Below are 25,092 nucleotides of genomic sequence, written 5' to 3' on the forward strand. Positions count from 1 at the left end.
ATCATGAATCCTCACAACAGGCCCAAGATACTGGTCGTCGTCGGCCCCACCGCCTCGGGCAAGAGCGAACTGGCCCTGCGCCTGGCCCGCGAACTGGACGGCGAGATCGTCAACGCCGACTCCATGCAGGTCTATCGCGGCCTGGACATCGGCACCGCCAAGCCGCCGCCGGAGCAGCGCGCCGGCGTGCCCCACCACCTGATCGACGTGGCGGAGCCGGACCGGCTCTTCTCCGCCGCCGATTTCGCCGACGCGGCCGATGCGGCCATCCGCGCCATTACCGGCCGCGGCAAGCGGGTCATTGTGGTCGGCGGCACCGGGCTCTACATCCGCGCCCTGCTCAAGGGGCTGGTGGATTCCCCCAGCGGTGCGGGCGCTGTCAGGAAGGCGTTGCAGGAAGAGGCCGCGCAGCTGGGCAACGAGGCCATGCTGGACAAGTTACGGCAGGTGGACCCGGAGTCGGCGGCGCGCATGCACCCCAACAACCTGGTGCGCATCATCCGCGCCTTGGAGGTGCACCGCCTGACCGGCGTTCCCCTCTCCCGCCACCAGCAGGAACATGCCTTTGGCGCCCTGCGTTACGATAGCCTCCAGATCGGCATCCGTATCGACCGCCAGGAGCTCTATCGACGTATCGAGGCCCGGGTTGATCAGATGCTGGCGGCGGGGTTAGTGGCAGAGGTGCAGGGGCTCCTGGCTCAGGGGTATGGCCGCCAATTGAAAGCCATGCGGGCCATCGGCTATAAGGAGTCGGCCGCGTATCTGGCCGGAGAATGTGGCCTGGATGAGGCCGTGCGGATCATGAAGCGGGACACGCGCCGCTATGCCAAACGCCAATTGACATGGTTCAATGCCGACCCGGATATATTATGGTTTGAATATCCGGGAAAGTTTGCTAGTATTTTACAGCATGCTATTGAATTTTTTGAATAACAGGAGGAACCCCCCTCATGGCAAAAGCACCTTTCAACATTCAGGACCAGTACCTCAATCAGGCCCGTAAGGAGCGTGTCCGCGTGGTTGTTACCATGATGTCGGGCGATAAGCTGGAAGGCCACATCAAGTCGTTCGACAACTTCTCCGTGCTGCTGGATTACAACGGCGACATCCTTATCTATAAACATGCCATATCCACTATAACCTCGGCTGACGGCGCTTTCCGGCTGCACCAATAATCCGTTCAACCGTCTCCGGGGGCGCCGCGTCCCCGGAGACGGTAGTATGAATCAGGTTCCCATGAACAAGAGTACAAAGCTCCTTCTCGCAACGGCCCTGTCCCTCGCGGCCCTGGCTGCGGTCATCCTCTACTTTTCGTCCTCCGTATTCCTGCAACTGTTCATCGCCTTTGCCCTGGCCTACATGCTCAACCCGGCGGTGATATTCCTGGAGCGGAAGGGGGTAGGGCGCATCCCCAGCATCCTGGTCGTCTTCACCACCGCGCTGGTTATCTGCGCCGGCATCGCCGTGTTCTTCGTAGTCTCCCTCGGCAGCGAGTTCTCCAACATGCAACTCAATCTGCCCGCCTATGCCCAGCACCTCTACGAGATCACCCCGGCGGCGGTCAAATCCTACCTGGGGGTCGAAACCCCGGCCAAGCTCTCACTGCGCCTGAATGATGCCCTGGCCCAGGCCCGAAGCGTTGCACCGGACATCGCCAAGCCGCTCTTGAATCTCCTGCGGGAGGCGTTTTCTTCCACGGTCGCGCTCATCCTGGCATTGTTGGGCTATTTCATTATCCCGGTCTATCTCTTCTACCTGCTGGCCGACCTGCCCCGGTTGAAGGCGTTCGTCCAGTCGTTTGTCCCCGAGCGCCACCACCGGGCCTACAACGCAAAGCTTGGGGAAATCGACACGGTGCTGGGCGGGTTCATCCGGGGCCAGCTTTCGGTCTGCGCCATCCTGGCGGTGCTCTACAGCGTCGGCCTGTATTTCATCGGCATCGACCTGGCCATCGCCATCGGCACCCTGGCCGGTATCACCTTCATTATCCCCTATGTGGGCACCATCATCGGCATCTGTCTGTCGGTCGTCATGGCGCTGCTCAAATTCCACGATATCCTCCATCCCCTGCTCTGCCTGGGGTGGTTCGGCCTGGTCCAGACCCTGGAGGGGGCGATCATCACCCCCAAGGTGGTGGGGAACACGGTTGGTCTGCACCCCCTGGTGGCCATCATTGCGCTCTTGATCGGCGGGGAGATGTTCGGCCTCATGGGGATGCTGCTGGCCGTGCCGGCCACCGCCGTGCTGCAGGTATTCCTGCGCTCCCTGGCCGCTTGGTATCGCGAATCCGACTTCTACCGGGGGCAATGATGAACGGGCTTATTGTTGAAACGGTCACACTCGGCTCTATCTGCGAGGAGATGGGGGTGGAGCCGGGGGACCGGCTACTGGCGGTCAATAATCATCCCCTGCGGGATATCATCGATTACAGCTACCACACCGCCGCCGACGACGAGTTGCTGCTGGAGGTCGCCAAGCCGGACGGCGAGGTCTGGGAGCTGGAGATCGAGCGGGAGCCGGGGGAGCCGTTGGGGCTCACCTTCCCGGCCCCGGAACCGGCCCGGTGCCGCAACAACTGCGTTTTCTGCTTTGTCCATCAGCTCCCCCGCGGGCTGCGCAAGCCGCTCTACGTCAAGGACGAGGACTACCGCCTCTCCTTCCTCAACGGCAATTACGTCACCCTGGCCAACCTGAAGGCTCCGGAACTGGCCCGCATCATCGACCAGCGCCTATCGCCCCTGTACATCTCCGTCCATGCCACCAACCCGGTGTTGCGCGAACAGTTGCTGGGCCGGCCGGGCATCCCCCCCATCCTCGACCAGTTGCGGGAGTTGGCCGCCGCGCGCATCAGCATGCACACCCAGGTGGTGCTCTGCCCCGGCCTCAACGATGGTCGTGAGTTGGAGCGGACCGTCGACGATCTGGCGGGACTCTACCCTGCGGTGCAATCCCTGGCCGTCGTGCCGTTGGGGTTGACCCGTCACCGGGGGCGCCTGCCGCAACTCACACCGGTGGACACCGACTATGCCCGGGCCTTCGTAACTACCTGGGGACCGCGGGCCAAGGCCCTGAAAAAACGCCTGGGCGAGCCGTTTCTCTTCCTGGCCGACGAATTTTACCTCAAGGGAGGCGTTCCGTTCCCCCCGCTGCGGGAGTACGGCGACCTCCCCCAGATAGAGAACGGGGTCGGCATGGTGCCTCTGTTCCAGCGGGACGCCGCACAGGTGCTGCGAACGGCCCGGCCGGTGGGCAACCTGCGGGTCACGGTGGTGACCGGCGTCTCGGCCGTGGGCTTCGTGGGGGCCTTCCTGGCCGGGTTGGAGGAGCGGACCGGCGCCCGGATCGTACCGCTGGCGGTGAAAAACCGCCTGTTCGGAGAAAGCGTGACGGTCAGCGGCCTGGTGGCGGGTAACGACATCATGGCGGCGCTTGAGGGGGGGGATATCGGTGTGGGGCTTCTGGTGCCGGACGTGATGCTCAAGGAGGGGGAGGGGCTGTTTCTGGACGATGTGCCCCTGGAGGAGTTGCAGGGGCGCCTCGGCCGCCCGGTGCTCACCTTCGACGGCACGCCCCGTGGCTGCTACCGGGCGCTCCGGCAGATGGCCCGCTTGGGTGCAGGCAACTCTGCGCCAGCATCTCCCTGACCTTTGCCAGCAACACGTCCGCGGGGAGTGCGCCCGCGAAAAAGGCCTGCCGTGCGGCAGGCCTTTGGGATGATCGTTACCAGGTGTTCAGTGGGTGACCTCGGCGCATTCCTTGCGCTCCCACGAATCCAGTTCACCGTTTTCAAGTCGTACCTGAACGGTTTCACCTTCGTAGGTGCAACCGAACGAGTATCCGAGCTGCCCGTTTTTCAGGTTGCGGAGGGGAACGTGTTCTTCGCGCTGCTCGGTCCAGTAGCAGACCTGATCGTATTGGTTCGTTTTCATGGCCTTCCCCCTTTCTCTTTCCATGATATATTTTATCCCCCTTGGGTGGCTCTTCGCAAGTTCTGCTTTTGCCCGGCCTGACAAGCCGTGAAAATTGCCCACCTGTTATCTTTTCTCCACCTGCTCGTAACAATCCGCATGTATGTAGGTTGTTATAAACATGCAAAGGAGACTCGCCATGAAAATTCGACCCGATGAAGACTATTACTACTGGTGCTGCGATTGGTGCGACACGGAAAACCTTGTCCTCTGGGCGCGGCTGCACGCCGGCGCCTACTGCGGCGCCTGCCACCGCCCCATGAGTCTGGCCGACAGCCCGCAGGGCGTGGTTATCGACAACTCCATCGCTGCGGGTCTCTGCTGAAACAGCAGATTACCGGGCGTACCCCGCAAATCTATTTAAAGTCTGGATATAACCTGCGACTTTGGTATCATGCAGGAACAACCCCATGGGCGACATCCGGTCGGGGTGCCGTCTCCGGGGGGATTCTCACTCTGCCAAAGGTATGCTGTCCGCCGCACCGGCCGGCAGCGAAACGTCCAGACCCATGCATACCACCCCTTTCCTGATCATTAACCCCGATTCCGGCAGCTTCAGCCGCAGACTCATTGCGCGGGTGGTTGACAGCCTCAAACGAGCCGGTCTGCCCCCCGTCATCCATCCGGTCAGGAACCCCTCCGAGGCGCTCCCCTGTTGCCAGGCCATCCGCCGGGTACGCGAACATCCCTTCATCATCGTGGCCGCCGGAGACGGCACCTTCAACGCCGTCTTGAACGGGCTCGGCCCCGGACCGGCGACCCTGGCGGTGCTCCCCCTGGGCACGTCCAATGTCCTGGCCGCCGAACTGGGGATCACCTCCCTTGAGGACGGCATCGCGCGGATCTGCGCGGGCAAGACCGGGCCGCTCTCGGTGGGGCTCCTGGAGTTCGAAGCGGGTCGCCGCTATTTCGCACTCATGGCGGGCAGCGGACTGGACGGCGCCGTGGTGGGCGGGGTCAGGGCGGGGGAAAAACGGGTGCTGAAGCAGGGGGCCTACGCCCTGTCGGCGTTCAGGGCGGCGCTTGGGTGGGATCGGGGCATGCAGGAGATCGTCGCGGACGGGAAGCTTTGTCTCTGCCACACGGCGGTAGTGTGCAACGCCGCGCGCTATGGGGGGAACTTCAGGCTCTCGCCCGACAGCGACCTGTTCCGCCCCGGTTTTGAGATCGCCTGCGTCACGAGCAACCATCGGAGGGGATACCTGGCGATTATCCGCAACCTCTTCCTGGGACAGCCGCTGCAGGATGCGGCTCTTACCTGGCTCACCGCCACGGAGATCGAACTGCGTGGAGCAAAGCCGATCCAGCTCGATGGGGATTTCGTCGGGCACGGTCCGGCGCGGATCACGGCGGTGGCCGATTTTGCCCGGCTTATTCTGTAGCCGTTGTATCCTCGGTTGGGGCGTCTTTCACCGGCCCTGTCGGCACCACTCCCGTTGCGCCTAACGGGCCCCGTTCATTTTGATTCTTGACAGACGTCCCGCAAGGACGTATTGTTTTTTGTCAGGAATGATTCCTGATTAGGAGCGCGCCATCAAACGGGAACAGATCAAAAAAAACATCATCCAGGGACTCAGGGAAAAGGGGTTGAAACTGACCTCCCAGCGCCTTGAGGTCATAAGCGTGCTTACCCGCGACAAGAGTCATCCGTCCGCCCTGACCATCTTTAAAACGGCGCGGGAGAAATATCCCAACATAAGCCTGTCCACCGTGTACTATACCCTGGCTCTGCTCAAGAAACACCGGCTGATCAAGGAACTGGAGTTCGAGACCATGGACAACCGTTACGATATGGATACGGCCAACCACCTCAACCTGATCTGCACCAACTGCGGAAGGATCGAGGACTTTACCGACGCCGTTCCCGTGCCGCCCGAGGTGGTGGAACAGCACACCGGCTTTGCCCCCCACGATATGCGTTTTGAGTACTACGGGCTGTGCAAGCAGTGCCGTAAGCCCTAGCAAGTTTTTTTTATCGAACAGGCAGGAATCGTTCCTGTTTGCCACCAAGCTCTTTGTACCGTCCCATCACGTTGAAATTGCCTGCGGCATTTCCTCGAAGGGACTCACCCCAACCACAGAAAGGAACCGAACAGATGTCATTAAAAGGAACCCGCACCGAGAAAAACATCCTCACCGCATTCGCCGGCGAGAGCCAGGCCCGCAACCGTTACACCTATTTTGCCGCACAGGCGAAGAAGGACGGCTACGTGCAGATTGCCGAGATCTTCGAAGAAACGGCCAACCAGGAGAGGGAACATGCCAAGCGGCTGTTCAAATTTCTGGAGGGGGGCGATGTGGAGATCACTGCCGCATTTCCGGCCGGCGTGGTCGGGACTACCGCGGAAAACCTGCTGGCCTCGGCCCAAGGAGAGCACCACGAACAGACGGAGATGTACCCGGAATTCGCCGCCATCGCCAAGGAAGAAGGCTTCCCGGTGCTGGCCGCCGTGTTCACGGCCATCGCCGTCGCCGAAAAACAGCATGAAAAACGTTTCAGGGCCCTCCAGGCCAATATCGAGAACGACCGGGTCTTCCGGCGGGACGAGCCGGTGGTCTGGAGATGCCGTAACTGCGGTTACCTCCACGAAGGACCTGCCGCCCTGGAACTGTGCCCCGCCTGTGCCCACCCCAAGGCCCATTTCGAGCTGCTGGCCGAGAACTACTGACCGACCAGAAGAACCCCTCACCGAGGCGCAAGGGACGCGAAGAAGCTGCCGGACGTGTTGTTATCAAGCCGGTGGGCGGCTGCTTTTGACGTGGACTGTGCGCCTCTGTGAGGGGGCTGTCACGGTAGTCGGATTGGACGTCTTATCCCAAACTCAAGGAGGAATGCCCATGAAACGAATTTGTCTGTCGCTTGCTTTCGTGCTGTCGCTGGCCGCCGTCGCCGGCCAGTCCGCTGCCGCAGATGATCTTCAGGCCCGCGCCAAAGCCCTCTTCAAGCCGATCCCGGCCAAACCGCCGGTTCTGAAGGGCAATCCGGCCACGCCTGCCAAAGTTGAACTGGGGGCCAAGCTTTACTTTGATCCACGCCTGTCCCGGTCCCAGCTCATCAGTTGCAACACCTGCCATAATGCGGGATTGGGCGGCGCCGACCTCCAGGTGACCTCCACCGGCCACGGCTGGCAGAAGGGGCCGCGTAACGCCCCGACCGTCCTCAACTCCGCCTACAATATTGCCCAGTTCTGGGACGGCCGTGCCAAGGACCTGGCCGAGCAGGCCAAGGGGCCGGTGCAAGCCTCGGTGGAGATGAACAACACACCTGCACTGGTGTTGCAGACCCTGAGCAGCATCCCCGAGTACGTCAAACTCTTCAAAAAAGCCTTCCCCGGTGAAAAGGAGCCGCTGACCTTCGACAACATGGCCCGGGCAATCGAGGTCTTCGAGGCGAGCCTGGTCACGCCGGATGCCCCCTTTGACCGCTACCTCAAGGGAAACCGCAAAGCCCTGGGCGCCAGGGAAACCGCCGGGCTCAAGCTCTTCATCGACAAGGGATGTGTTGCCTGCCACGGTGGCCTCAATCTGGGCGGTTCCGGTTATTTTCCCTTCGGCGTGGTGGCCAAGCCGGCCGAGAATATCATGCCGCGGAAGGATAAGGGGCGGTTTGCCGTCACCAATACCTCGGCGGATGAGTACGTCTTCCGGGCACCTTCGTTGCGCAACGTGGCCATCACGGCCCCCTATTTTCACTCCGGCGTGGTCTGGAGCCTGAAAGAGGCGGTTGACGTCATGGGTTCGGCCCAATTCGGCATCCAACTCAGCGATGAGGAAAGCAGCGCCATTGTCGCGTTTCTTGGCAGCCTGACCGGCAAGCAGCCCAAGATCGTCTATCCGCTGTTACCGGCCAGTACCGATGTAACACCTCACCCCACGCTGTAGCGCCTTCCCTGTTTCCCCTGTTTCTGCCCGTTACCGGTGCAGAAACAGGGGCATTTAGCTTACCCGAAGATAGTGTCGTTCCTGCGGTAGATGGCTGCCAGGGCGTGGTTGTGGGCTCGCAGTTCCCGGAAGAATTCGTCCGCAACCCACCGCCGGGCAGCCTTCCATCCGCTCTCACTTGTCGCCGCAACCGCCGCCGTCGCAACCGGGGCAATGCCCCTTTTTCTTCCAGAGGGAGCGGTAGAGCAGCCAGGCAGCGCCGGCCAGTATGACGATCATCAGCACGATATCGAATGCTCCCATGTCACACCCCCCATCCCAGGAGTTGCCCACCCTGGTAGACGATCATCGCCATGCCCCAGGCCAACGCGCTCTGGTAGGCAAAGGCCACCCCGAACCATTTCCACGAGCCGAACTCCTGGCGCATGGCGATGGCGACCACCACGCACGGCATGTAGAGCAGGACGAACACCATGAAGGCATAGGCGGAAAGCGGCGTGAAGGTCTGCTGAATCGTGGCCTTCAGCGGACCCCGGTCCTCCTTCTCGTCCGCCGCCAGGCTGGAGACGCCGAAGGTGGAGACCACATTGGAGGCGGATTCCTTGACCGCCTTGCCAAAAGAGACGGCAATCTCCTGTAGGTCTTCTCCGAAACTTGCCTCGGGTTTTTTCTGCTCCCCCTTCTTGGGGGCATAGATCTCGCCCATGGTGCCGACCACGATCTCCTTGGCGATGACGCCGGTGATCAGGGATGAGGCCGCCTGCCAGGTGCCGAATCCCAGGGGGCTCAGGACCGGGGCCATCACCTGCCCGGCCTGTCCCAGGTAGGAATCCTTCTTGTGCTCCACCCCCCAGGGGAGGTTCAGGAGGAACCAGACAAAGATGGAGACCGCCAGGATGTAGGTACCGGCCTTGATGAGGAAATGTTTCCCCTTCTCCCAGGTGTGCAGGCAGAGGCTGGTGAAGGAGGGCATCCGGTAGGGGGGCAACTCCATGATGAACATGGGGGCCTCGCCCCGGAAGAGGGTGCGCTTGAAGAACACGCCCATGACGATGGCCAGGGCGATGCCCAGTACGTACAGGGACCAGATCACCGTGCCCGGATTGTTGGGGAAGAAGGCCCCCACAAAGAGTACGTAGACCGGCAGCCTTGCCCCGCAGGACATGAGCGGGATCAGGAGGGCGGTCAACACCTTGTCCCGTGGGTTTTCCAGGGTCCGGGTGGCGTAGATGCCGGGTACGTTGCAGCCGAAGCCGAGCAGAAGCGGTATGAACGATTTGCCGTGGAGTCCCATGGCGTGCATGGCCCGGTCCATGACAAAGGCGGCGCGCGCCATGTAACCGCTCCCCTCCAGGAAGGTGATGAAGAACATCATCATGAAGATGACCGGGACGAACACCAGCACGAAGCCGACCCCGGAGATGACCCCTTCGGTGGCCAGGGAAACCGTCCAGTCCGGGGCGCCCACCAGCCCCAAAAGGACCGTCGTCCAGTGTTTGAAAGGGCCGCCGGCCATGTCGTTGATCCAGTCGCCAAAGGGCTTGGAGAGGTCGAAGGTCAGCTTGAACACCAGCCACATGGCTGCCAGGAAGATCGGGATGCCGAGAAAGCGGTTGAGCACCACCCGGTCGATCCGCTCGGTCATCTCGACCCGGCGCTCCTCCTTCTTGAAGAGCACCTCCCGGGCCAGTCCGGCGGCCTGGGAATAGCGGGCGTCGGCCATGAGCGCCTCCAGGTCTTCGCCATGCCCCCGGCGCAGGTGGTGGAAGATCTCCTCCGGCAGGGCGTCCTGGGCCAAGTTGATCTCCTGGCGCAGCCGTTCGTCTCCTTCCATGAGTCTGAGCAGCAGCCAGCGTTCAGGGTACAACGCGAACAGGGCGGGATGCTCCCGGCGCAGCGTATCACCCAGCAGCGCCACGGCGGTCTCGACGTCGTCGCCGTAGTTGAGGATGCGCGGGGCGTGGTCGGCCGGTTGCGCGGCCGTCTCCAGCACCTTGTCCAACAGTTCCGTCAGGCCGCTCCTCCGGGTGGCCGAGGTGGGGACCACGCCAACCCCCAGCATCGTCTCGATGCCGTGGAGGTTGAAACGGTACCCCTTGGCCTCGGCCTCGTCGTAGATGTTCAGGGCCATGACCACCGGGATGCCCAACTCCATGAGCTGCACCGTCAGGTACAGGTTGCGCTCCAGGTTGGTGGCGTCCACCACGTTGACGATCAGGTCGGGCCGCAGTTTCACCAGGTAATCCCGGGCAATGATCTCCTCCTGGGTGTAGGGGGAGAGGGAGTAGGTGCCGGGCAGGTCCACCAGCCGAATCTTCCGGCCGTTGTGTTCGAACAGGGCCTCCTTCTTTTCCACGGTCACGCCGGGCCAATTGCCCACCTGGAGCCGCGTGCCGGCAATGGCGTTGATCAGCGTGGACTTGCCCACGTTGGGGTTGCCCGCCACGGCCACCACCAGGGGGCGTGGCGCTGCGGACGAAACTGCGTCGTTGGCGGTGTGCGGTGTCTGCTCCGTCATGGCGTCACCTCCACTTCGATCCCTTCCGCCTCCTTCTTGCGCAACGAGAGGTTATACCCCTTGATGGTCACCTCGATCGGGTCCCCCAGAGGGGCCACCTTTTCCACCCTGACCGGCTCGCCGGCCAGTACTCCCATGTCCATCAGCCGCCGCTTTATGGGGCCGACGGCCGTCCCGATGTGAACAATCTTCCCCTGCTGCCCCGGTTTCATCATCGCCAGATGCATCCCCTACCTCCGTATCTTTATTTTCATAGCCACGCCGCGATCAATGGCAATCCGTGATTCGTCCACCTTCAACAGCACCAGGTTACTGCTGTTGTTCAGCATCTCCACCTGCTTGCCGACCCTGAGCCCCATGTCTTCCACCCGCACGTCTCCCGGCTTGCGTTCCTCTTTGCAGCGGCATCCGCCGCACTCCGGCGTGCCTTGCCCCACCTCGACGATCTCGCCCCGTTCCCCGGGGCCCATCAGTCCCAATGGCATCATCTGCATAACTCCCTTTCCTCGCCCGTTCCCGCCGGGGGAGCGGACGACTACCCGCTTTTTAAAACTTGAGCACCACCCCGTAGAGCAGGGCCAGATCATCCTCCGGTTTGGTGAGCCCGACCTTGACGCCGGCGTTCACATCCAGAAACTGGGAGACCTCGTACCGGGCCCCGACCAGGCCGTAGCTGCACAGTTCGCTGGTTGACCTCTCCCGGGTCGTGGCTACACCGAAGTCGGTCATCAGCGTCAGCCCCTTCATGACCTGCACCTCGGCGGCCAGGGAGCCGGACCAGAGGTCGGAGCGGTTCTCGTCTCTCTGGATGTCGGTGCGGAAACTGTGGTGCTCATAGCCCAGGTTGGCATGGAGCAGATACTTTCCCTCGGCGAACTCTTTGGTGGCGATGAGTGCGCCGCCAAAGCCCCAACGGCCGTCCGAGAGTCCGGCGCGGTATTTGCCGGTCGGCAGCAGGATGGTCGGCTTGCCGGCAAGGCTCAAACCATCGCGCTCGAAGAAACGGTACTTCAACTCCAGGGCCATGTCGCCGAAACCGTCGCTGATCCCGGCCAGTTGGCCATCTTCCCTGACCCGTTCGCTGAAGAGATAGGGCACTGCCAGGGACACGCCCAGATCCTTGGTGATGCCGGTGGTGATCTTCATTTCGCCGTCGAAGACCTCGCTGCGTGTGGTGCTCCCATTATCCGACTCCTTGTCGTAGGCGTAGCCGCCGTTCAACTCCATTTCGGCACTGCCCGGCAGGACGGTTCCGGTGTCGTCCGTGACAAGCGGCGGCCCGGCAAAGGACGGGGTCGCTCCCAGAGTTACCATGCCCGCCAGCAGTGCCGCCGTGATCCCCCGCCGCATGGTTCTCCCCGTGGTGCGTTCCTTTTCCCCTGTGGTGATGGTCTCAGACATCGTTCCTTCCCCCTGTGTGATTGATGATATGCATACATTTCAAACACTCGCGGAGCGTGCAGACCCCGCAAGCGTGGTGCATGAAAACCGGGATATCGTTGGCGCGCGCCGCTGTCATAGCCTCGTTTTTCGCCCGATGGGAGACCTTGTTGGTGAAGATCACCACGGCATCGGCATGTTTCAGTTTCGCGGCGATGCCGTTTTGGGCGGTGGTGAACACGTTCAGCTCCACGCCGGCCCTCTCGGCCTCCCGCAGATACTGTGGCTCCAGGCGGTCCATCCCGCCGATCAGCACGACACTCATGGTTATCTCCTTCTTAAAACAAGGTATTGATATTCATTATCAATAGTTTGGCAAAAAAGGGACAGCTATGCCCTTCATGGTGCACATGGTACGCTTAACGGTTCTGATTTTTGTCGGTGAGATGGGGGCTGCGGAAGTCGTTGGCTGCGATGGCGGAGAACATCCCGCCGCCGGTGGCCGTTCGCTGTCGAGGCATTCCTGTGGCCGGCACGCCCGGTTGACAACAACGGTCCTCATACGTTCGTACAGTCGTGTATGCCGGCCTGTCGATGCGATGGGTCATGTCTGCCGTTTCCTCTGGTGTGGGTCGTTGGCGCTGCTGGCGATCTTGTTTATGATATTGAAAACTGAAATCAATATATCGATCGGCATTCTGGCTGTCAAGGATAAAAAAACAGGCACTGAAAAAATGCCCCTGCCGTACCACGCCCTGAACAGCAACATACTTATTGCAGAGCCTTCACATGTTTGTAATCATTGCCTGCTAGGATCGCAGCCATGAGAACCTACAAAGCAGACCTGCACGTCCATTCGAGTCACTCCAACAAGCCCACCTATTGGGCCATGCGCAAGTTCAACTGCCCCGAAAGCTATACCTCGCCCGAGTATCTCTACCAGACCGCCCGGAGCCGGGGGATGGATTTCGTCACCATCAGCGATCACAACAGCATCAACGGCGCCCTGGAGATCGCCCACCTGCCCGGTGCGTTCGTCAGCTCGGAGATCACCGCCTACTTCCCGGAGAGCGGCTGCAAGATCCACGTGGTGGTGCTGCACATCACCGAGGCCCAGTTCCGCCAGATCATGGAACTGCGCAGGAACATCTACGAGATGGTCGCCTACCTCCACCAGGAAGGGGTGGCCCACTTCCTGGCCCATCCGCTCTACGCCCAGAACGACAAACTGATCACCGCCATCATCGAGAAGTCCCTGGTGCTCTTCACCACCTTCGAGGTAAGAAACGGCTGCCGGGCACGGCGGTTCAACGCCTTTACCGAACAGATCGTCACCAGCCTCGACCCGGAAATCCTGGAGCGGCTCGCCAACCGGCACGATATCCGTCCCTACGGCCCTACCCCCTGGATCAAAGGGATGGTGGGGGGCTCGGACGACCACGGCGGCCTGTTCATCAGTCGCGCTCACACGGCCGCGGAGGGCGCCGACAGCGTGGACAGCTTCATCGAGGCTGTAAAAGCGAGGCAGAGCCGACCTGAGGGGGATAATGGCGGCCCCCTGACCATGGCCCACAGCATGTACGGCATCGCCCACAGCTTCTACCGGGAGCGTTTCGGCGACCGCCGCCGCAGTTCGACCCCCTTCATCAGCGCCCTGCTGAACCGCTTCTTCAATGTGGGGTCGGCCCGGGAATCGTTCGTGGAAAAGCTCCGGCTGTTCATCCTGAAGAACATTCCCGAGTCCCGGAGCCACCGGAGCCGCAGCTTCGAGGAAATTCTGGACCGGGAGGCCCGGGTGCTGCTCAACGACAGCGTTTTCCTGGCATCCCTCAAGGGAGCCGACCAGAACCGCACCATCTTCGCCGTGACCAGCTATCTGGCCAACCGGATGATCTACATCTATACCAACCGTCTGATGTCGCTGCCGCTCTCCGCCGGGTTCTTCGATTACGTCACCACCCTCAGCACCATCGGCCTGGTGCACCTGCTGGTGACCCCCTACTACCTGGCCTTCCATCACCAGCACAAGGGCAAGGATATCATGCGCGGCCTCAAGGAGACCTTTCCCGATGCCGGCGACGGTGACGGAGAGAAGATCGCCCTGTTCACCGATACCCTGGACGAGATCAACGGGGTGGCCATCACCATCCACCGCCTGATCCAGACCGCCAGAAACCGTGGGGTGGAGTTGACGGTGATCACCGCCGGGAATGCCGATGCGCCGCTCCCGGAGGGGGTCAAGCGCTTCGAATCGGTGGGTGATTTCGTGCTGCCTGAATACCCTGAACTGAAATTTTCCTTCCCGCCGATCCTGGACGTCATGGATTACATCGAGCAGGGGGGCTTCACCCGCATCCATATCAGCACCCCTGGAACCGTTGGCCTTTTGGGCCTTTTGATCGCCCGCATCATGGACATCCCGGTGGCCGGCACCTATCACACCGACATTCCCCAGTATGTGCGCAGCCTGACCAACGACGAATTCCTGGAGCAGGCCGCCTGGAGCTACATGATCTGGTTCTACAGCCAGATGGAGGAGGTCATGGTACCGTCCAACGGGACCCGGCAGCAACTCCTCTCCCGCGGCCTGGCGGAGGAAAAAATGAAACCGCTGCCGCGCTGGGTGGATACGGAGCAGTTCACCCCGGTCAGACGGAGTGCGGATTTTTGGACCAGACGGGGCATCCCGGAGGGTATCAGGCTCCTGTACGTGGGACGGGTATCGCGGGAGAAGTCCTTGGAGCTTTTGGCGGAGACGTTCGGCGAACTGATCGACTCCGGTTTCGACGCATCCCTGGTGGTCGTCGGCGATGGGCCGTATCGCCAGGAGATGGAGGAGCGTCTGAAAGGGTATCCGGCCTTCTTCACCGGCTACCTGGCGGGAGAGGAATTACAGAATGGGTACGCCTCGGCCGACCTGTTCGTCTTCCCCAGCGCTACCGATACCTTCGGCAATGTGGTCCTGGAAGCCCAATCCTCCGGTTTGCCGGTGATCGTGTCCGATGCCGGGGGCCCGAAAGAGTTGATGGCCGACGGCGAAACCGGCATGATCTTCAGTGCCGGCAGCGGGGCGGAGCTGGCTGCCGCTATCAGGTATTTCCTCAACAACCGGGCGGTACTGGCCGAGATGAGTCACAATGCCCGTAGTTTTACCCTGCTCAGGGCCCCCGACAGTGGCGACGCTTACAGTACCATCCTCCAGAGCGGCCGGGCGGCCTAACCGTAGATAGAGTGCTGCACCAGTAGTTCCCCCCATGTTATGCCGGGACCGAAGTCATGGTCCCGGCGCTTTTTTCACGACTGCAACAGATCCTCCACCAACTGTTTCCCATTCGCCGCCCGCGCGTAACGTCGCCATGCTTTACTGGCACAAGCTTGCACGAAGACCAGGAGGCGACATGAAACCCGTTTCGTTGAAAATCGGCCCGACAAAAGAGACCAATCCCGTACTTGTTTCGGCAGCAACCATGGCCCATGGTTTCATGCGCTCCATGGCCATCAAACCCTACGCCCCGCGGGATCGCCACCGCGAGTTCCGTCTGATGAGGAACGTCCGCAGCATGCACAGCGTCCGGTGCCAACTGTTCCGGGAAAGGGGGGCCGGGTCCATGCCGACCATCGTGGTCGCCGGTTTCGTGCCGGACTCCACGGAGACGATAGAGTTCCAACGCCCGCTGTTGCGCAGATACGGCAGCATCTACTATTTCAACTATCCCCGTAACGGCTTCTCGGCAGAGATGTTTTCCGCCCAACTGTCCGACCTGATCGACGATATCCATGCCGGGGGCAACAAGCCGTTGATCATGAGTGTCAGCTTCGGGTCGGGGCTGCTGGTGGATTTTCTCCGGCAGGCCGACGAGCAGATTCATGAGAAAATCCGCGGCCTGCTCCTGATCAGCCCGGTGATCTGCACCGACGACCTGATTCGCCCCAAGGGGGAGAAGCGGGACGGTATCCGTTTCCTGGAGAGCAGCCTGCAGAAGATCATCACCGCCGACCCGGCCAAACGGGACGAGTTGGAAAAACAGGTGGAACGCTCCCGCCGCTGTTTCCAGGCCCTGTTCGCCGCCGGGGCCGAAAACCGTGTGTTGAGCAGTAAGCACCTGGCGATTCGCCGCAAGATCATGGACGTGCTGGCCCATACCTCGGCCCTGGGAGGGTACGAGCGGGTCAAGGCGCTGCGGGAGCTTCAATTCCCCGAGTTTGACGGCTCGGTCTTCGCCGGTCCGGTTCTGGCGCTCATGGCGGAAAACGAAGGCGATATCCTGGTGCCATTGTCGCCGACCCTCGCCCTTTTTGCCGATTCAAGACGCTACACCAAGCTGTTTCCCAACTGCCGGGTGAAAAAGGTCATATCAAAGAATGAAGGGGACAATGTGCCCCACGCCTCCATGATCTTTCACCACGACGCTTACAACCCCCTCTTGGAAAGCTGGTACAGCAAGCTTTCGGCGCCGCTGCTCCAGATGGCGATCTGACCCATGGCCCTTCTCAAACAGGCATTGCGGACACGGCCCGTTCAGGGGGCGATCAGGCGGTCGGCCGCCTTCCGAGCCCAGCGTTTTCAACAGCGCGACCCGCTGGCGGCCCAGCGGGCCATCTTCCAACAACTCGTCTCCACGGCAGCCGGGACCCGTTTCGGCCGTGACCACGACTTCCCGGTTCTGGCGCGTCTCCCCTATGACCAGGCCTATGCGCGGTTCCGGCAGTTGGTGCCGATCCGCACCTATCAGGAGTTCTGGGACGACTACTTCCAGGCTGGCTGCCGCACCGGCATTGACGGCAAAAAACGGATCTGCCTGGATGATGTCACCTGGCCCGGCAGGGTGCGCATGTTCTGCGAGACCTCCGGCACCACCGCTCCGACCAAGTACATCCCCTTTTCCGACCAGATGTTCCAGGAAAACCGCCGAGCGGCCACGGATATGATCGCCTGTTATCTGGCCGTTCAGAGCACATCGCGCCTCGGCTCCGGCAAGATCCTGTATATGTCCGGTTCAACCGAACTGAACGATATGGGCGACCATATCTGCTCCGGCGACATGAGCGCCCTCACGCTCCGCTTCCGCCCCCGCTGGCTCGACCCCTTTGTGGAGCCCCAGGCCCAGGTGTCGGCCCTCCCGTGGGAGGAGAAGCTCCAGGCCATGGCCGAACTGCTGCTGAACGACCCGGACATCCGGGTCATCTCCGGTGTGCCCCCCTGGATTCTGCTGCTCCTGAAACGCTGCGCCGAATTGGGTGGCAGGCCGCTGGTTGAACTGCTGCCCCACCTGGAACTGATCATCCACGGCGGCACCAGCATCAAGCCGTATCGCAGCGAGTTTGAGGCGCTGTTCCACGACCGGCTTCCCAACTTGTTGGAACTGCTCCCCTCCTCCGAGGCCTTCATGGCCTTTCAGCAGCAGGGTGACGCGCAGATGCGTCTGACCCCCTTCTACGGTGCATTCTTCGAGTTCGTGCGCTTCGAGGACCTGGACGGGCAGGGGAGGCCGGTGCGGGACGCCGCTGCGGTCCCCTTGGAACAGGTGCAGACGGGCCAGCGCTACGCCGTGATCCTGAGCACCTGCTCCGGGCTATGGCGCTACCACATCGGCGATACCATCCGCTTTACCTCTCTTGCCCCGCACTTCATCGAGTTCACCGGGCGGGATCGTTTTTTGGACAAGCTGGAGGAGAAGGTGACCCAGGGGGAGGTGGAGCGGGCCATTGCGGAGTTGAATGGTTTTGGAAGCTGGAACGTGCGGGAGTTCATGGTGGGGGCAGACGTGCAGGCCCGGCGGCACGTATGGGTTTTGGCCACGGCGGAAGAGGGGGGAAACAGGGAACAGGCCGCCCTCCTGCTGGATGCCGCCTTGTGCCACATGAACGCCGATTATGCCACGTTCCGCAGCCAGGGGCGCATCAACCCGCCCCTGGTACTGACGGCGGGGGAGGGGGCGATCTACGCGTGGTCCAAGACGGCGCGGGGCAAATTGGGTGGACAGACCAAGATACCGCACATCGATCCGACCCCCGATTCGTCCATGATCGCCAGCCTGCAGGAGTTTGTCGCGCAAGGGTGAGGCAGATTGTCACGCCTGAAACTGCAAGGGCTGCCTGATCGGCAGCCCTTTTGGCGTTGGTGCATCGCGTTTCGGTTGATTTTATGGGGTTTTGGGGGAGAGGCGGGCGTGTGGGCGTTGTACGGCTTTAAGCCGAGGTTTACTGTTGGCAGCGGGGGCAAAAGACCGTACTCCGGTTCCCTAATCGGATCTCTTCCAGCGCCCCGTTGCAGTGGGTGCAGCTCCCTTTGCCCCGTCCGTACACGGTGAACTCCAGGGGATGGTAGGCGACCGAGTCCTCCGCCACCCGGTAGGTGCTCCCCTGGTCGATGGATTCCTGCAACACCTCCCGGATGGCGAGGGCCAGTCGCTCGCACTCCGGAAGGGAGAGGGAGGAGGCGTGGCGGTCGGGCCGGATAGCGGCACGGAACAGCGCCTCATTGGCGTAGATGTTGCCCACCCCGGCAACCGTTGCCCCGTTCATGATGAACTGTTTCACCGCAACCCTGCGGGACCGGCTCACCTGGAAGAGGTAGTCGCCGTCGAAGGCAAAAGTGAGCGGTTCCGGGCCGATCCCCGCCAGGAGCGGATGCCGTACCGGGGCGTCGGTGGTCCAGGCCACGGTGCCGAATTTACGCGGGTCGTGGAAGCGGAGCGCCGAGCCACCGTAAAAATGGATATCGAGATGATCGTGCTTTCCCGGTGGCGTGGCTTCGGGGAGAAACCGGAGAAAGCCGGTCATGCCCAGGTGGATGATGAGCCAGCCGGCCTCGCAGTCCAGCAGCAGGTACTTGCCCCGCCGTGCCACGGAGCGGATGGTCCGCCCCGGCAGGATCGTTGCCAGTTCTTCGGGAATAGGGAGGCGAAGCTTCGGCACCCGCACCTCCACCCGCTCGATCCTCTTGCCCGTCAGATCAGGCTCCAGCCTGCGTCGGGTCAGTTCCACCTCGGGGAGTTCCGGCACCCTTGCCTCCTGCGGCGTTCCCGCCGTAAAATGTCATATCCCGCTACGCTACAACAAACCGCATCGCTACTCAACCTTTGCGTGGTGTTCCTGGCACTGGCCTGAAGCTTGCCGCTCCTTCCGCATGCGCCGTTGCACCTCCCCGAGCTGGGCGTTGACCTTGCCGGCGGCAACCGCCATCACCACTCCCTGCACGGCGCCGATCTCCTCGGCCGTGATCCCGGCCTTTTCCACCTGTCCCAGGTAATACTCCATGCAGGGGGAGCAGCCGAGCGCCATGGCGGCCCCCAGATGGAGCAGGAGCGTGGTCTTGGGATCGAGGATACGGTTTTCTCTGACCGTATCGTAAAAATCTCCGAACGCCTTCTGCTGTTGTTCCGGCAACATGATGTCCTCCGTGTGTGATGTTGGTTGACGACAGCCCCGCACTGCTTCAGGAACAGCAACCGCCGCTTGGCGCACGCAGTTTATGCTCCTGAAGCCACTCGTTGATCATCCCCGAGGCGCAGCCGACCCCGGCGTCCACCGTGATGGCCTTGACCGGGCAGTTGAGGGCGCAGGCGCCGCACTCCATGCAGGCGTCCCGGTCCGCCATGGAGGCCTTCTTCTCCGCCAGGGAGAACACCTGGTGGGGGCATACCTCCAGGCACCTGCCGCAGCCGATGCAGGCTGCCTGGTCAAGTTCCAGGGTGACCACGTCCTTCAAATATCTGAAGCCTTTCATTGATCGCTCCTTTGGTGCTTACAGAAATCTTCCCGCCAGCAACAATGCCATACTCACCAGCAGCGCGCCACCCATGGCCGGCAGGGCGATGCGCATCTCCTTCTTCACCCCGGAACGGGAGGTGTAGGTGCTGCACCCGGTAAAGTTAAGAGTGTGGAAAGCGCTCACCGCAGGTAGCGCCAGAAAGAGCGCGATGGTTGTCGGTATGCCCCATGCGCCCCCCCCGGCAAGAGGATAGAATACCCCGCTCCAGATCAGCCCGGCGACGACACCCTTGACGGAAAAGCTTTTGCCGGGGAGCCAGGGGAGGAGCAGCGGCCCGACGGCGGTCCCGGTCACGACCGCGCCCACATAGGCGATAAGGACCGTAACGCCCGCCGTGAGGCCGGCCAGTGCGGCTACGAGCAGAAACACGACACCTGCGATGATGGCGACGGATTTGAGGGCCATGACCAACTCCACCGGCACCAGCACCAGCCGCTCGTAGAGGGTGAAGGTCAACTGCTGCATGGCCGGGGTGGTTACCATGCCGTTGTCCAGGTACTCGGGCAGGTCGGCGGCCCGGATGGCGGCATAGCTGACCGAAAAGCCGCAGCGTCGGGCTACTTGGTGTACCGCCACGCCGGGCGCCCCCAGGATCGGCAGGATCAGGCGGCGGTGGTTGACGACCCGGGCCAGGCCGGTGGCCGTGACCCGGCGCACCACTTCGCCGGTGCCGAAAGTGCCTTTGCCGGCCGCGCACCAGACGTTGATGCCGTAAGTCTCCAACACCAGGATCCAGAGGTTGCGCCCCGAGAGTGTATGACGGATGATGTCGTAACTCATCTTGTAGTTGGCAGTCACCAGCACCGGGTCTTCCGGCGTCGGTCGGCCGATGGCGTAGAGGCCGGGCGGTACCATGTAGTTCATGCGGCCGATGCCCCAGCGGGCCTTGCAGGCGCCCAGCCGGTCCCTGAATCCGAGTTCGGACGCGATCCTGGGTACCCGCCCGACCGGGGTCTCCAGCCATTCAATGAAACCGGGTACCTTGTCCGTAATTGCTCCGCCCCCGGCGGAGGTTGGGGGCCCTCAGCAAGGGGGCTTGCCCAGCCCGTCACCGGAGGCGTCGCCGCAAGTGGAGGCAGCCGGGGTACGGTCCGCCTCCGTGACCCTGCGGATACTCTTGATCTTCATGGGGCCGCCTGTCCTGCTATTTAGTTGCAACATGCAATCTTGCCCTCCTGCGGTGAAGCGTCGTCGCCGGCCTTGGCCACCGCCTCGTTCAAAAGCTCCAGCGACCTGACCACCGTGTCCCGCTCGAAGCCGCTCATGTGGGAGAAGACCCGGTCAAGTGTTGCCGCCATGTAACGGTCGATCTTTTTCAGGACCTCGCTCCCTCCGGCGGTCACCCCCAAGAGGCTTACCCGCCGGTCATCGGGCGAAACCTGCCGCGTGATGAGGCCCTTCCCCTCCAGACTTTTGGCCTGGCGGCTGAAGGTGGTGACGTCCATGCCCAATTCCTCGGCCACCTGCTGCATGGATGGTCGCCCCATCCTCCTGATCTCGAAGAGGATGTGGCTCTGCACCATGGACACCTGCTCGCCGCAGCATTCGTCGCAGCAGGATGCATTCAACAGGCCGAAACGGCGCACGAATATTTGTAGTTCTTCCCTGATTGTTCCCATTCATTGTTCTCCTGGGAAATAACGCTACATAATTTATTTGCATTTTGCAACTAAATTATGTACATCATGGTGACAGGCTCGGTTATGGATCAATCTCGATTTTAGGAGCGCACACCATGGGCGAACACGTATCCCGGAAACTTTCATTTCTCGACCGCTGGCTGACACTGTGGATCTTCGCCGCCATGGCGCTGGGGGTGGGGCTCGGCTGGTTCGTGCCGGGAGTGGAGGGCTTCATCAACAGCTTTCAGGTCGGCACCACCAATATCCCTATTGCCGCGGGACTGATCCTGATGATGTATCCCCCTTTTGCCAAGGTGAAGTACGAGGAGATGCCCCAGGTCTTCCGAAACGGGAAGGTGCTGGGGCTGTCGCTGGTACAGAACTGGTTTATCGGGCCGGTGCTGATGTTCGTATTGGCGGCGGTCTTTTTGCCGGACAAGCCGGAGTACATGGTGGGATTGATCATGATCGGCCTGGCGCGTTGCATCGCCATGGTGATCGTCTGGAACGAGCTGGCAAAGGGCAACACCGAGTACGCCGCCGGCCTGGTGGCCTTCAACAGCATCTTTCAGGTGCTGTTCTACAGCGTCTACGCCTGGTTTTTCATCACCGTACTGCCGCCGCTGATCGGCCTCCAAGGGGTGGTGGTGGATGTGAGTATCGGCCAGATTGCGAAGAGCGTCTTCATCTACCTGGGTATTCCCTGCATCGCCGGAGCCCTGACCCGTCTGGTCGGCCTGAAACTGGTGGGCAAGGAACGCTACCACGCGAACTTCGTCCCCCGGATCGGTCCCATCACCCTGGTGGCGCTGCTCTTCACCATCGTGGTCATGTTCAGTCTCAAGGGGCAGCTGATCGTGCAACTGCCCCTGGACGTGCTGCGCATCGCCATCCCGCTCCTGATCTATTTTGTGGTCATGTTCCTGGTATCGTTCTGGATGGGCAAGCGGCTGGGGGCCGACTACGGCAAGACCACCACCCTGGCTTTCACCGCTGCCAGCAACAACTTCGAGCTGGCCATCGCCGTGGCGGTGGCGGTATTTGGGATCAATTCCGGAGCCGCTTTTGCCGCCGTGATCGGGCCTTTGGTGGAGGTGCCGGTGATGATCGGCCTGGTCAACGTGGCCTTCTGGTTTCAAAAGCGGCTGTTTGCCGGCGAGGTGTGAGTCATAAAGTTGTTGACGAAAATAGGCTATTGTATGATCATGCGCGCATATCATGACGGAGCGTACCCATGGATTCAGTCACTCATTACCTAGCCGATGTCCTCAAAAGCATCGCCCAACCGACCCGCTTGAAGATCATCGAGTTCCTGCGGGATGGCGAGAAGTGCGTCTGCGAGATCTTCCCCGCCATTGGGGAAGAGCAGTCAAACACCTCTCGTCACCTGAACTACATGCATAACCACGGCATCCTCTCCCGCCGCAAGGACGGCGTGAAGATCCTTTACGTCGTCAAGCACCCCGAGGTTTTCCAGATAGCCGACCTGGCGGCGACCATCTGCGCCAATGAGACCAAGCAACGTACCAGGGCGTTGAAGGGGAAATAATTTTTTGCGCAGATATATGAGCACATACTCAATTAATCATGGAGTTGCCCATGCTGAAACAGTTTGCCGACTATCTGGTTTTCACGCTCATCGGGCTTGCCCCCGGTTCTCGTCCGGGAGAGGCGCTGGATTTCTTTATCTACGACACCGTCAAGATCTTTCTGCTCCTGACCACCATCATCTTTGTGGTGGCGATCGTTCGCACGTCGTTCCCGCCTGAGAAGACCAAGCGCCTGCTCTCCCGCAACCGGGAATACGTGGGTAATATCCTGGCCGCTCTGCTGGGTATTGTGACCCCGTTCTGCTCCTGTTCGGCGGTACCGCTCTTCATCGGTTTTGTCGAGTCCGGCGTGCCGTTGGGCGTAACGTTTTCGTTCCTGATCTCCTCGCCCATGGTCAACGAAGTGGCGCTGATCATGCTCTGGGGTTTGTTCGGTTGGAAAATTGCTCTCATCTATATCGGAACGGGCTTGACCGTTGCGATTGTTGCCGGGATCGTCATCGGCAAGCTGAAGATGGAGAACTACGTCCAGGACTATGTGTGGGAGATCAAGGTCGGTAACGCCGAGATCGTCGAGCAGACCTTTCGGGAGAAAATTGCCTATGCCCGCGAGTACACCTTGGGACTGCTGAAAAAGATTTGGCCCTATGTGATCATCGGGGTCGGCATCGGCGCTTTTATCCACGGCTATGCACCCCAGGACTTCCTGGTCAGATACGCCGGGCGGGACAACCCCTTCGCCGTGCCGCTGGCCGTCCTGATCGGGGTACCGCTCTACAGTAATGCCGCCGGGGTGATTCCCATCGTCCACGCCCTGATGGAGAAGGGTCTCCCCATCGGCACCACCCTGGCCTTCATGATGGCGGTCACCGCCCTGTCGCTGCCCGAGGCGATCATCCTGAAAAATGTGCTCAAAAACCGGCTGCTGGTCACCTTCTTCGGCATCGTGGCGGTCGCTATTGTTATCGTCGGGTATCTGTTCAATCAGATACTTGCAACCTGAAAGGAGAAACGTGGATGAAGATCGAAATATTGGGCACCGGCTGCGCCAAGTGCAAAACCCTCTATGAGAATACGAAGAGGGCCTTGGAAGAAGGCGGTAAGAGCGCCGAGGTGGTGAAGGTGGAGGATATCCCCTCGATTATGAAGTATGGCGTCATGAGCACCCCGGCGCTGGTAATAGACGGCGAGGTGAAGTTTTTCGGCAAAGTGGCATCCGTGGCCGAAATCATGGGAGTATTGTAGTCCGTACCTCGTGAATTTCCACTGCAAACACCTCGAAAGGAATATCAATGAAACTGCGCATAACGACCCTTGTCGCCGTCCTCATGCTTGCGGCAACCGTACACGCCGAACTCCCGTCTACCACCGATGCCGTTGTTAAGCGGGCCCTCACTTCCGGCAAACCAACCGTTATCGACCTTGGCGCCAGAACGTGCATTCCCTGCAAGATGATGGCGCCGATCCTGGAATCATTATCCACCGAGTATCGTAACAAGGCCAATGTGCTCTTCATCGATGTGCGCAAGGATCAGCCGGCAGCCCGGAAGTTTCGCGTCCAGATGATTCCCACCCAGGTCTTTTTCAATGTTCAGGGTAAAGAGGTCAAGCGCCACATCGGCGCCATGGAAAAAACTGAAATTGTGAAGGAGCTTAAAGCTGCGGGGCTCAGGTGACCTTCCTCGATAACATCGAACAGATCATCACCCTTTATCCGTTACTAGCCTTTGGCGCGGTCTTCCTGGCGGGGGTATTCTCCTCTGCCTCGCCCTGCGTCTTGGCCACCATCCCCCTTGTTGTCGGTTTTGTCGGCGGGTACAGCGACGGCAACCGAGCCAAGGCGTTCCGGTACTCCCTGGCCTTCGTCATGGGCTTGTCCCTGACCTTCACCGTTTTCGGCGCGGCGGCCGGGCTGTTGGGCACCATGTTTGGCACCATGGGCGGTCCGTGGTATCTGATTGCCGGTGTCATAGCACTGGTAATGGGTGGGCAGATGATGGGGCTGTACGAAATCCGCCTGCCGATCAGGCGCGATTTCAAGCCCAAACGGGGCGGCCTTGTGGGGGCGTTCCTGCTGGGGCTGTTCTTCGGTGTCGTTTCATCACCCTGTGCCACGCCGGTATTGGTGGTGCTGTTGACGTTGGTGGCCGGCAAGGGGCAGGTGCTCTACGGCATCGCGCTGCTGTTCTGTTACGCCATCGGCCACTGCCTGTTGATGCTCTTCGCCGGGACGTTCACCGGTTTCGTGGAGGGGTTTGTCAAGGCTCGCGGGGTGATCGACTTCTCCCTGTGGGCCAAGCGGGTCAGCGGAGGTGCTGTCGCGCTGGTGGGTGGGTGGTTCATTTGGCATGGGTTCTGACCGGGCCGTCCTGTGATGCGGCGATGATTTTGGGGCTGT

General features: G+C 61.2%; 31 protein-coding genes. 19 read left to right on the forward strand and 12 right to left on the reverse strand.

Annotated elements, in window-relative coordinates:
- Window positions 1-3 precede the first annotated feature (3 nt).
- The 4 genes from miaA to F6V25_RS10380 are packed head-to-tail and all read left to right on the forward strand — an operon-like array spanning window position 4 to window position 3,644.
- The gene (gene miaA / locus F6V25_RS10365; protein WP_151128511.1) at window positions 4-933 is read left to right on the forward strand and encodes a tRNA (adenosine(37)-N6)-dimethylallyltransferase MiaA; all 930 of its coding nucleotides are present in this window, start codon (window positions 4-6) and stop codon (window positions 931-933) included.
- Between the two features lie 17 nt (window positions 934-950).
- Entirely contained in the window at window positions 951-1,175 is a 225-nt protein-coding gene (hfq, locus tag F6V25_RS10370) for an RNA chaperone Hfq (RefSeq protein WP_149209068.1), read from the forward strand.
- Window positions 1,176-1,221: 46 nt separating this feature from the next.
- Window positions 1,222-2,310 (forward strand): AI-2E family transporter, encoded by a 1,089-nt coding sequence (locus F6V25_RS10375; RefSeq protein WP_246167023.1) that lies wholly within the window; start codon window positions 1,222-1,224, stop codon window positions 2,308-2,310.
- Window positions 2,310-3,644, forward strand: a complete 1,335-nt coding sequence (locus tag F6V25_RS10380; RefSeq protein ID WP_151128512.1) for a DUF512 domain-containing protein — start codon at window positions 2,310-2,312, stop codon at window positions 3,642-3,644. Before F6V25_RS10375 ends, F6V25_RS10380 begins: the two co-directional genes overlap by 1 nt.
- 87 nt (window positions 3,645-3,731) lie before the next feature.
- On the opposite strand, the gene F6V25_RS10385 is transcribed toward F6V25_RS10380, so the two are convergent.
- On the reverse strand, window positions 3,732-3,929 hold the full coding sequence (locus F6V25_RS10385) for a hypothetical protein (RefSeq protein ID WP_151128513.1): 198 nt from the start codon (window positions 3,927-3,929) through the stop codon (window positions 3,732-3,734).
- 178 nt (window positions 3,930-4,107) lie between these two features.
- Between F6V25_RS10385 and F6V25_RS10390 the strand changes: the two genes are divergently transcribed.
- The 5 genes from F6V25_RS10390 (at window position 4,108) to F6V25_RS10410 (ending at window position 7,850) form a co-directional block, all read left to right on the forward strand.
- Window positions 4,108-4,293 carry a hypothetical protein gene (locus tag F6V25_RS10390; RefSeq protein WP_151128514.1) on the forward strand — a complete coding sequence of 62 codons (186 nt, stop codon included), beginning with the start codon at window positions 4,108-4,110 and terminating at the stop codon, window positions 4,291-4,293.
- An 85-nt stretch (window positions 4,294-4,378) separates the two neighbouring features.
- Window positions 4,379-5,350 (forward strand): diacylglycerol/lipid kinase family protein, encoded by a 972-nt coding sequence (locus F6V25_RS10395; protein ID WP_246167024.1) that lies wholly within the window; start codon window positions 4,379-4,381, stop codon window positions 5,348-5,350.
- 205 nt (window positions 5,351-5,555) lie between these two features.
- Complete coding sequence (locus F6V25_RS10400) at window positions 5,556-5,930, forward strand: Fur family transcriptional regulator (protein WP_191965539.1); 375 nt, start codon at window positions 5,556-5,558, stop codon at window positions 5,928-5,930.
- Between the two features lie 134 nt (window positions 5,931-6,064).
- Complete coding sequence (gene rbr, locus F6V25_RS10405) at window positions 6,065-6,637, forward strand: rubrerythrin (protein ID WP_151128516.1); 573 nt, start codon at window positions 6,065-6,067, stop codon at window positions 6,635-6,637.
- Window positions 6,638-6,806: 169 nt separating this feature from the next.
- Window positions 6,807-7,850, forward strand: a complete 1,044-nt coding sequence (locus F6V25_RS10410) for a cytochrome-c peroxidase (protein ID WP_151128517.1) — start codon at window positions 6,807-6,809, stop codon at window positions 7,848-7,850.
- 174 nt (window positions 7,851-8,024) lie between these two features.
- Here the strand turns inward: F6V25_RS10410 and F6V25_RS10415 are convergent, their stop codons facing one another.
- From F6V25_RS10415 to F6V25_RS10440, 6 genes are read right to left on the reverse strand one after another with little or no spacing between them, the layout of a single operon-like run.
- Window positions 8,025-8,153, reverse strand: a complete 129-nt coding sequence (locus F6V25_RS10415; protein WP_151128518.1) for a FeoB-associated Cys-rich membrane protein — start codon at window positions 8,151-8,153, stop codon at window positions 8,025-8,027.
- Between the two features lies 1 nt (window position 8,154).
- The gene (feoB, locus tag F6V25_RS10420) at window positions 8,155-10,368 is read right to left on the reverse strand and encodes a ferrous iron transport protein B (RefSeq protein ID WP_151128519.1); all 2,214 of its coding nucleotides are present in this window, start codon (window positions 10,366-10,368) and stop codon (window positions 8,155-8,157) included.
- The gene (locus tag F6V25_RS10425) at window positions 10,365-10,595 is read right to left on the reverse strand and encodes a FeoA family protein (protein WP_151128520.1); all 231 of its coding nucleotides are present in this window, start codon (window positions 10,593-10,595) and stop codon (window positions 10,365-10,367) included. Before F6V25_RS10425 ends, feoB begins: the two co-directional genes overlap by 4 nt.
- 3 nt (window positions 10,596-10,598) lie before the next feature.
- Window positions 10,599-10,856, reverse strand: coding sequence for a FeoA family protein (locus F6V25_RS10430; protein WP_151128521.1), 258 nt, complete (start codon window positions 10,854-10,856; stop codon window positions 10,599-10,601).
- A 58-nt stretch (window positions 10,857-10,914) separates the two neighbouring features.
- Window positions 10,915-11,769 (reverse strand): transporter, encoded by an 855-nt coding sequence (locus F6V25_RS10435; RefSeq protein WP_246167025.1) that lies wholly within the window; start codon window positions 11,767-11,769, stop codon window positions 10,915-10,917.
- The gene (locus F6V25_RS10440; protein ID WP_151128522.1) at window positions 11,762-12,073 is read right to left on the reverse strand and encodes a DUF2325 domain-containing protein; all 312 of its coding nucleotides are present in this window, start codon (window positions 12,071-12,073) and stop codon (window positions 11,762-11,764) included. Before F6V25_RS10440 ends, F6V25_RS10435 begins: the two co-directional genes overlap by 8 nt.
- Window positions 12,074-12,140: 67 nt before the next feature.
- On the opposite strand from F6V25_RS10440, the gene F6V25_RS10445 reads away from it, so the two are divergent.
- The 4 genes from F6V25_RS10445 to F6V25_RS10460 all read left to right on the forward strand — a co-directional run bounded on the left by F6V25_RS10445 (window position 12,141) and on the right by F6V25_RS10460 (window position 17,810).
- Entirely contained in the window at window positions 12,141-12,575 is a 435-nt protein-coding gene (locus tag F6V25_RS10445) for a hypothetical protein (RefSeq protein ID WP_151128523.1), read from the forward strand.
- Complete coding sequence (locus F6V25_RS10450) at window positions 12,572-14,968, forward strand: glycosyltransferase (RefSeq protein WP_151128524.1); 2,397 nt, start codon at window positions 12,572-12,574, stop codon at window positions 14,966-14,968. Before F6V25_RS10445 ends, F6V25_RS10450 begins: the two co-directional genes overlap by 4 nt.
- 178 nt (window positions 14,969-15,146) lie before the next feature.
- Window positions 15,147-16,226, forward strand: a complete 1,080-nt coding sequence (locus F6V25_RS10455) for an alpha/beta hydrolase (protein WP_151128525.1) — start codon at window positions 15,147-15,149, stop codon at window positions 16,224-16,226.
- Window positions 16,227-16,229: 3 nt separating this feature from the next.
- The gene (locus F6V25_RS10460; RefSeq protein WP_151128526.1) at window positions 16,230-17,810 is read left to right on the forward strand and encodes a GH3 family acyl-acid amido synthetase; all 1,581 of its coding nucleotides are present in this window, start codon (window positions 16,230-16,232) and stop codon (window positions 17,808-17,810) included.
- 139 nt (window positions 17,811-17,949) lie between these two features.
- Here the strand turns inward: F6V25_RS10460 and mutM are convergent, their stop codons facing one another.
- The 5 genes from mutM to F6V25_RS10485 form a co-directional block, all read right to left on the reverse strand.
- Complete coding sequence (mutM, locus tag F6V25_RS10465; RefSeq protein WP_151128527.1) at window positions 17,950-18,753, reverse strand: bifunctional DNA-formamidopyrimidine glycosylase/DNA-(apurinic or apyrimidinic site) lyase; 804 nt, start codon at window positions 18,751-18,753, stop codon at window positions 17,950-17,952.
- Between the two features lie 66 nt (window positions 18,754-18,819).
- Window positions 18,820-19,140, reverse strand: coding sequence for a carboxymuconolactone decarboxylase family protein (locus F6V25_RS10470; RefSeq protein WP_151128528.1), 321 nt, complete (start codon window positions 19,138-19,140; stop codon window positions 18,820-18,822).
- A 46-nt stretch (window positions 19,141-19,186) separates the two neighbouring features.
- Window positions 19,187-19,477, reverse strand: coding sequence for a mercury methylation ferredoxin HgcB (gene hgcB, locus F6V25_RS10475; RefSeq protein WP_151128529.1), 291 nt, complete (start codon window positions 19,475-19,477; stop codon window positions 19,187-19,189).
- A gap of 18 nt (window positions 19,478-19,495) precedes the next feature.
- Entirely contained in the window at window positions 19,496-20,650 is a 1,155-nt protein-coding gene (gene hgcA, locus F6V25_RS10480) for a mercury methylation corrinoid protein HgcA (RefSeq protein WP_275095586.1), read from the reverse strand.
- A gap of 20 nt (window positions 20,651-20,670) precedes the next feature.
- The gene (locus F6V25_RS10485) at window positions 20,671-21,141 is read right to left on the reverse strand and encodes a MarR family winged helix-turn-helix transcriptional regulator (protein WP_151128531.1); all 471 of its coding nucleotides are present in this window, start codon (window positions 21,139-21,141) and stop codon (window positions 20,671-20,673) included.
- Window positions 21,142-21,257: 116 nt separating this feature from the next.
- Between F6V25_RS10485 and arsB the strand changes: the two genes are divergently transcribed.
- From arsB to F6V25_RS10515, 6 genes are all read left to right on the forward strand, one after another.
- The gene (gene arsB, locus F6V25_RS10490; protein WP_151128532.1) at window positions 21,258-22,310 is read left to right on the forward strand and encodes an ACR3 family arsenite efflux transporter; all 1,053 of its coding nucleotides are present in this window, start codon (window positions 21,258-21,260) and stop codon (window positions 22,308-22,310) included.
- A gap of 68 nt (window positions 22,311-22,378) precedes the next feature.
- Window positions 22,379-22,693 (forward strand): ArsR/SmtB family transcription factor, encoded by a 315-nt coding sequence (locus F6V25_RS10495; RefSeq protein WP_151128533.1) that lies wholly within the window; start codon window positions 22,379-22,381, stop codon window positions 22,691-22,693.
- Between the two features lie 50 nt (window positions 22,694-22,743).
- Window positions 22,744-23,697 carry a permease gene (locus tag F6V25_RS10500; protein WP_151128534.1) on the forward strand — a complete coding sequence of 318 codons (954 nt, stop codon included), beginning with the start codon at window positions 22,744-22,746 and terminating at the stop codon, window positions 23,695-23,697.
- Window positions 23,698-23,711: 14 nt separating this feature from the next.
- Complete coding sequence (locus F6V25_RS10505) at window positions 23,712-23,939, forward strand: thioredoxin family protein (protein WP_151128535.1); 228 nt, start codon at window positions 23,712-23,714, stop codon at window positions 23,937-23,939.
- Window positions 23,940-23,986: 47 nt separating this feature from the next.
- Entirely contained in the window at window positions 23,987-24,370 is a 384-nt protein-coding gene (locus F6V25_RS10510; RefSeq protein WP_151128536.1) for a thioredoxin family protein, read from the forward strand.
- Window positions 24,367-25,053: a cytochrome c biogenesis CcdA family protein gene (locus F6V25_RS10515; protein ID WP_151128537.1), complete on the forward strand. Its 687-nt coding sequence runs from the start codon at window positions 24,367-24,369 to the stop codon at window positions 25,051-25,053. The genes F6V25_RS10510 and F6V25_RS10515 overlap by 4 nt, the downstream gene beginning before the upstream one ends.
- Window positions 25,054-25,092 lie beyond the last annotated feature (39 nt).

Origin of the sequence: Oryzomonas japonica (assembly GCF_008802365.1) — a bacterium.
Taxonomy (GTDB): domain Bacteria; phylum Desulfobacterota; class Desulfuromonadia; order Geobacterales; family Pseudopelobacteraceae; genus Oryzomonas; species Oryzomonas japonica.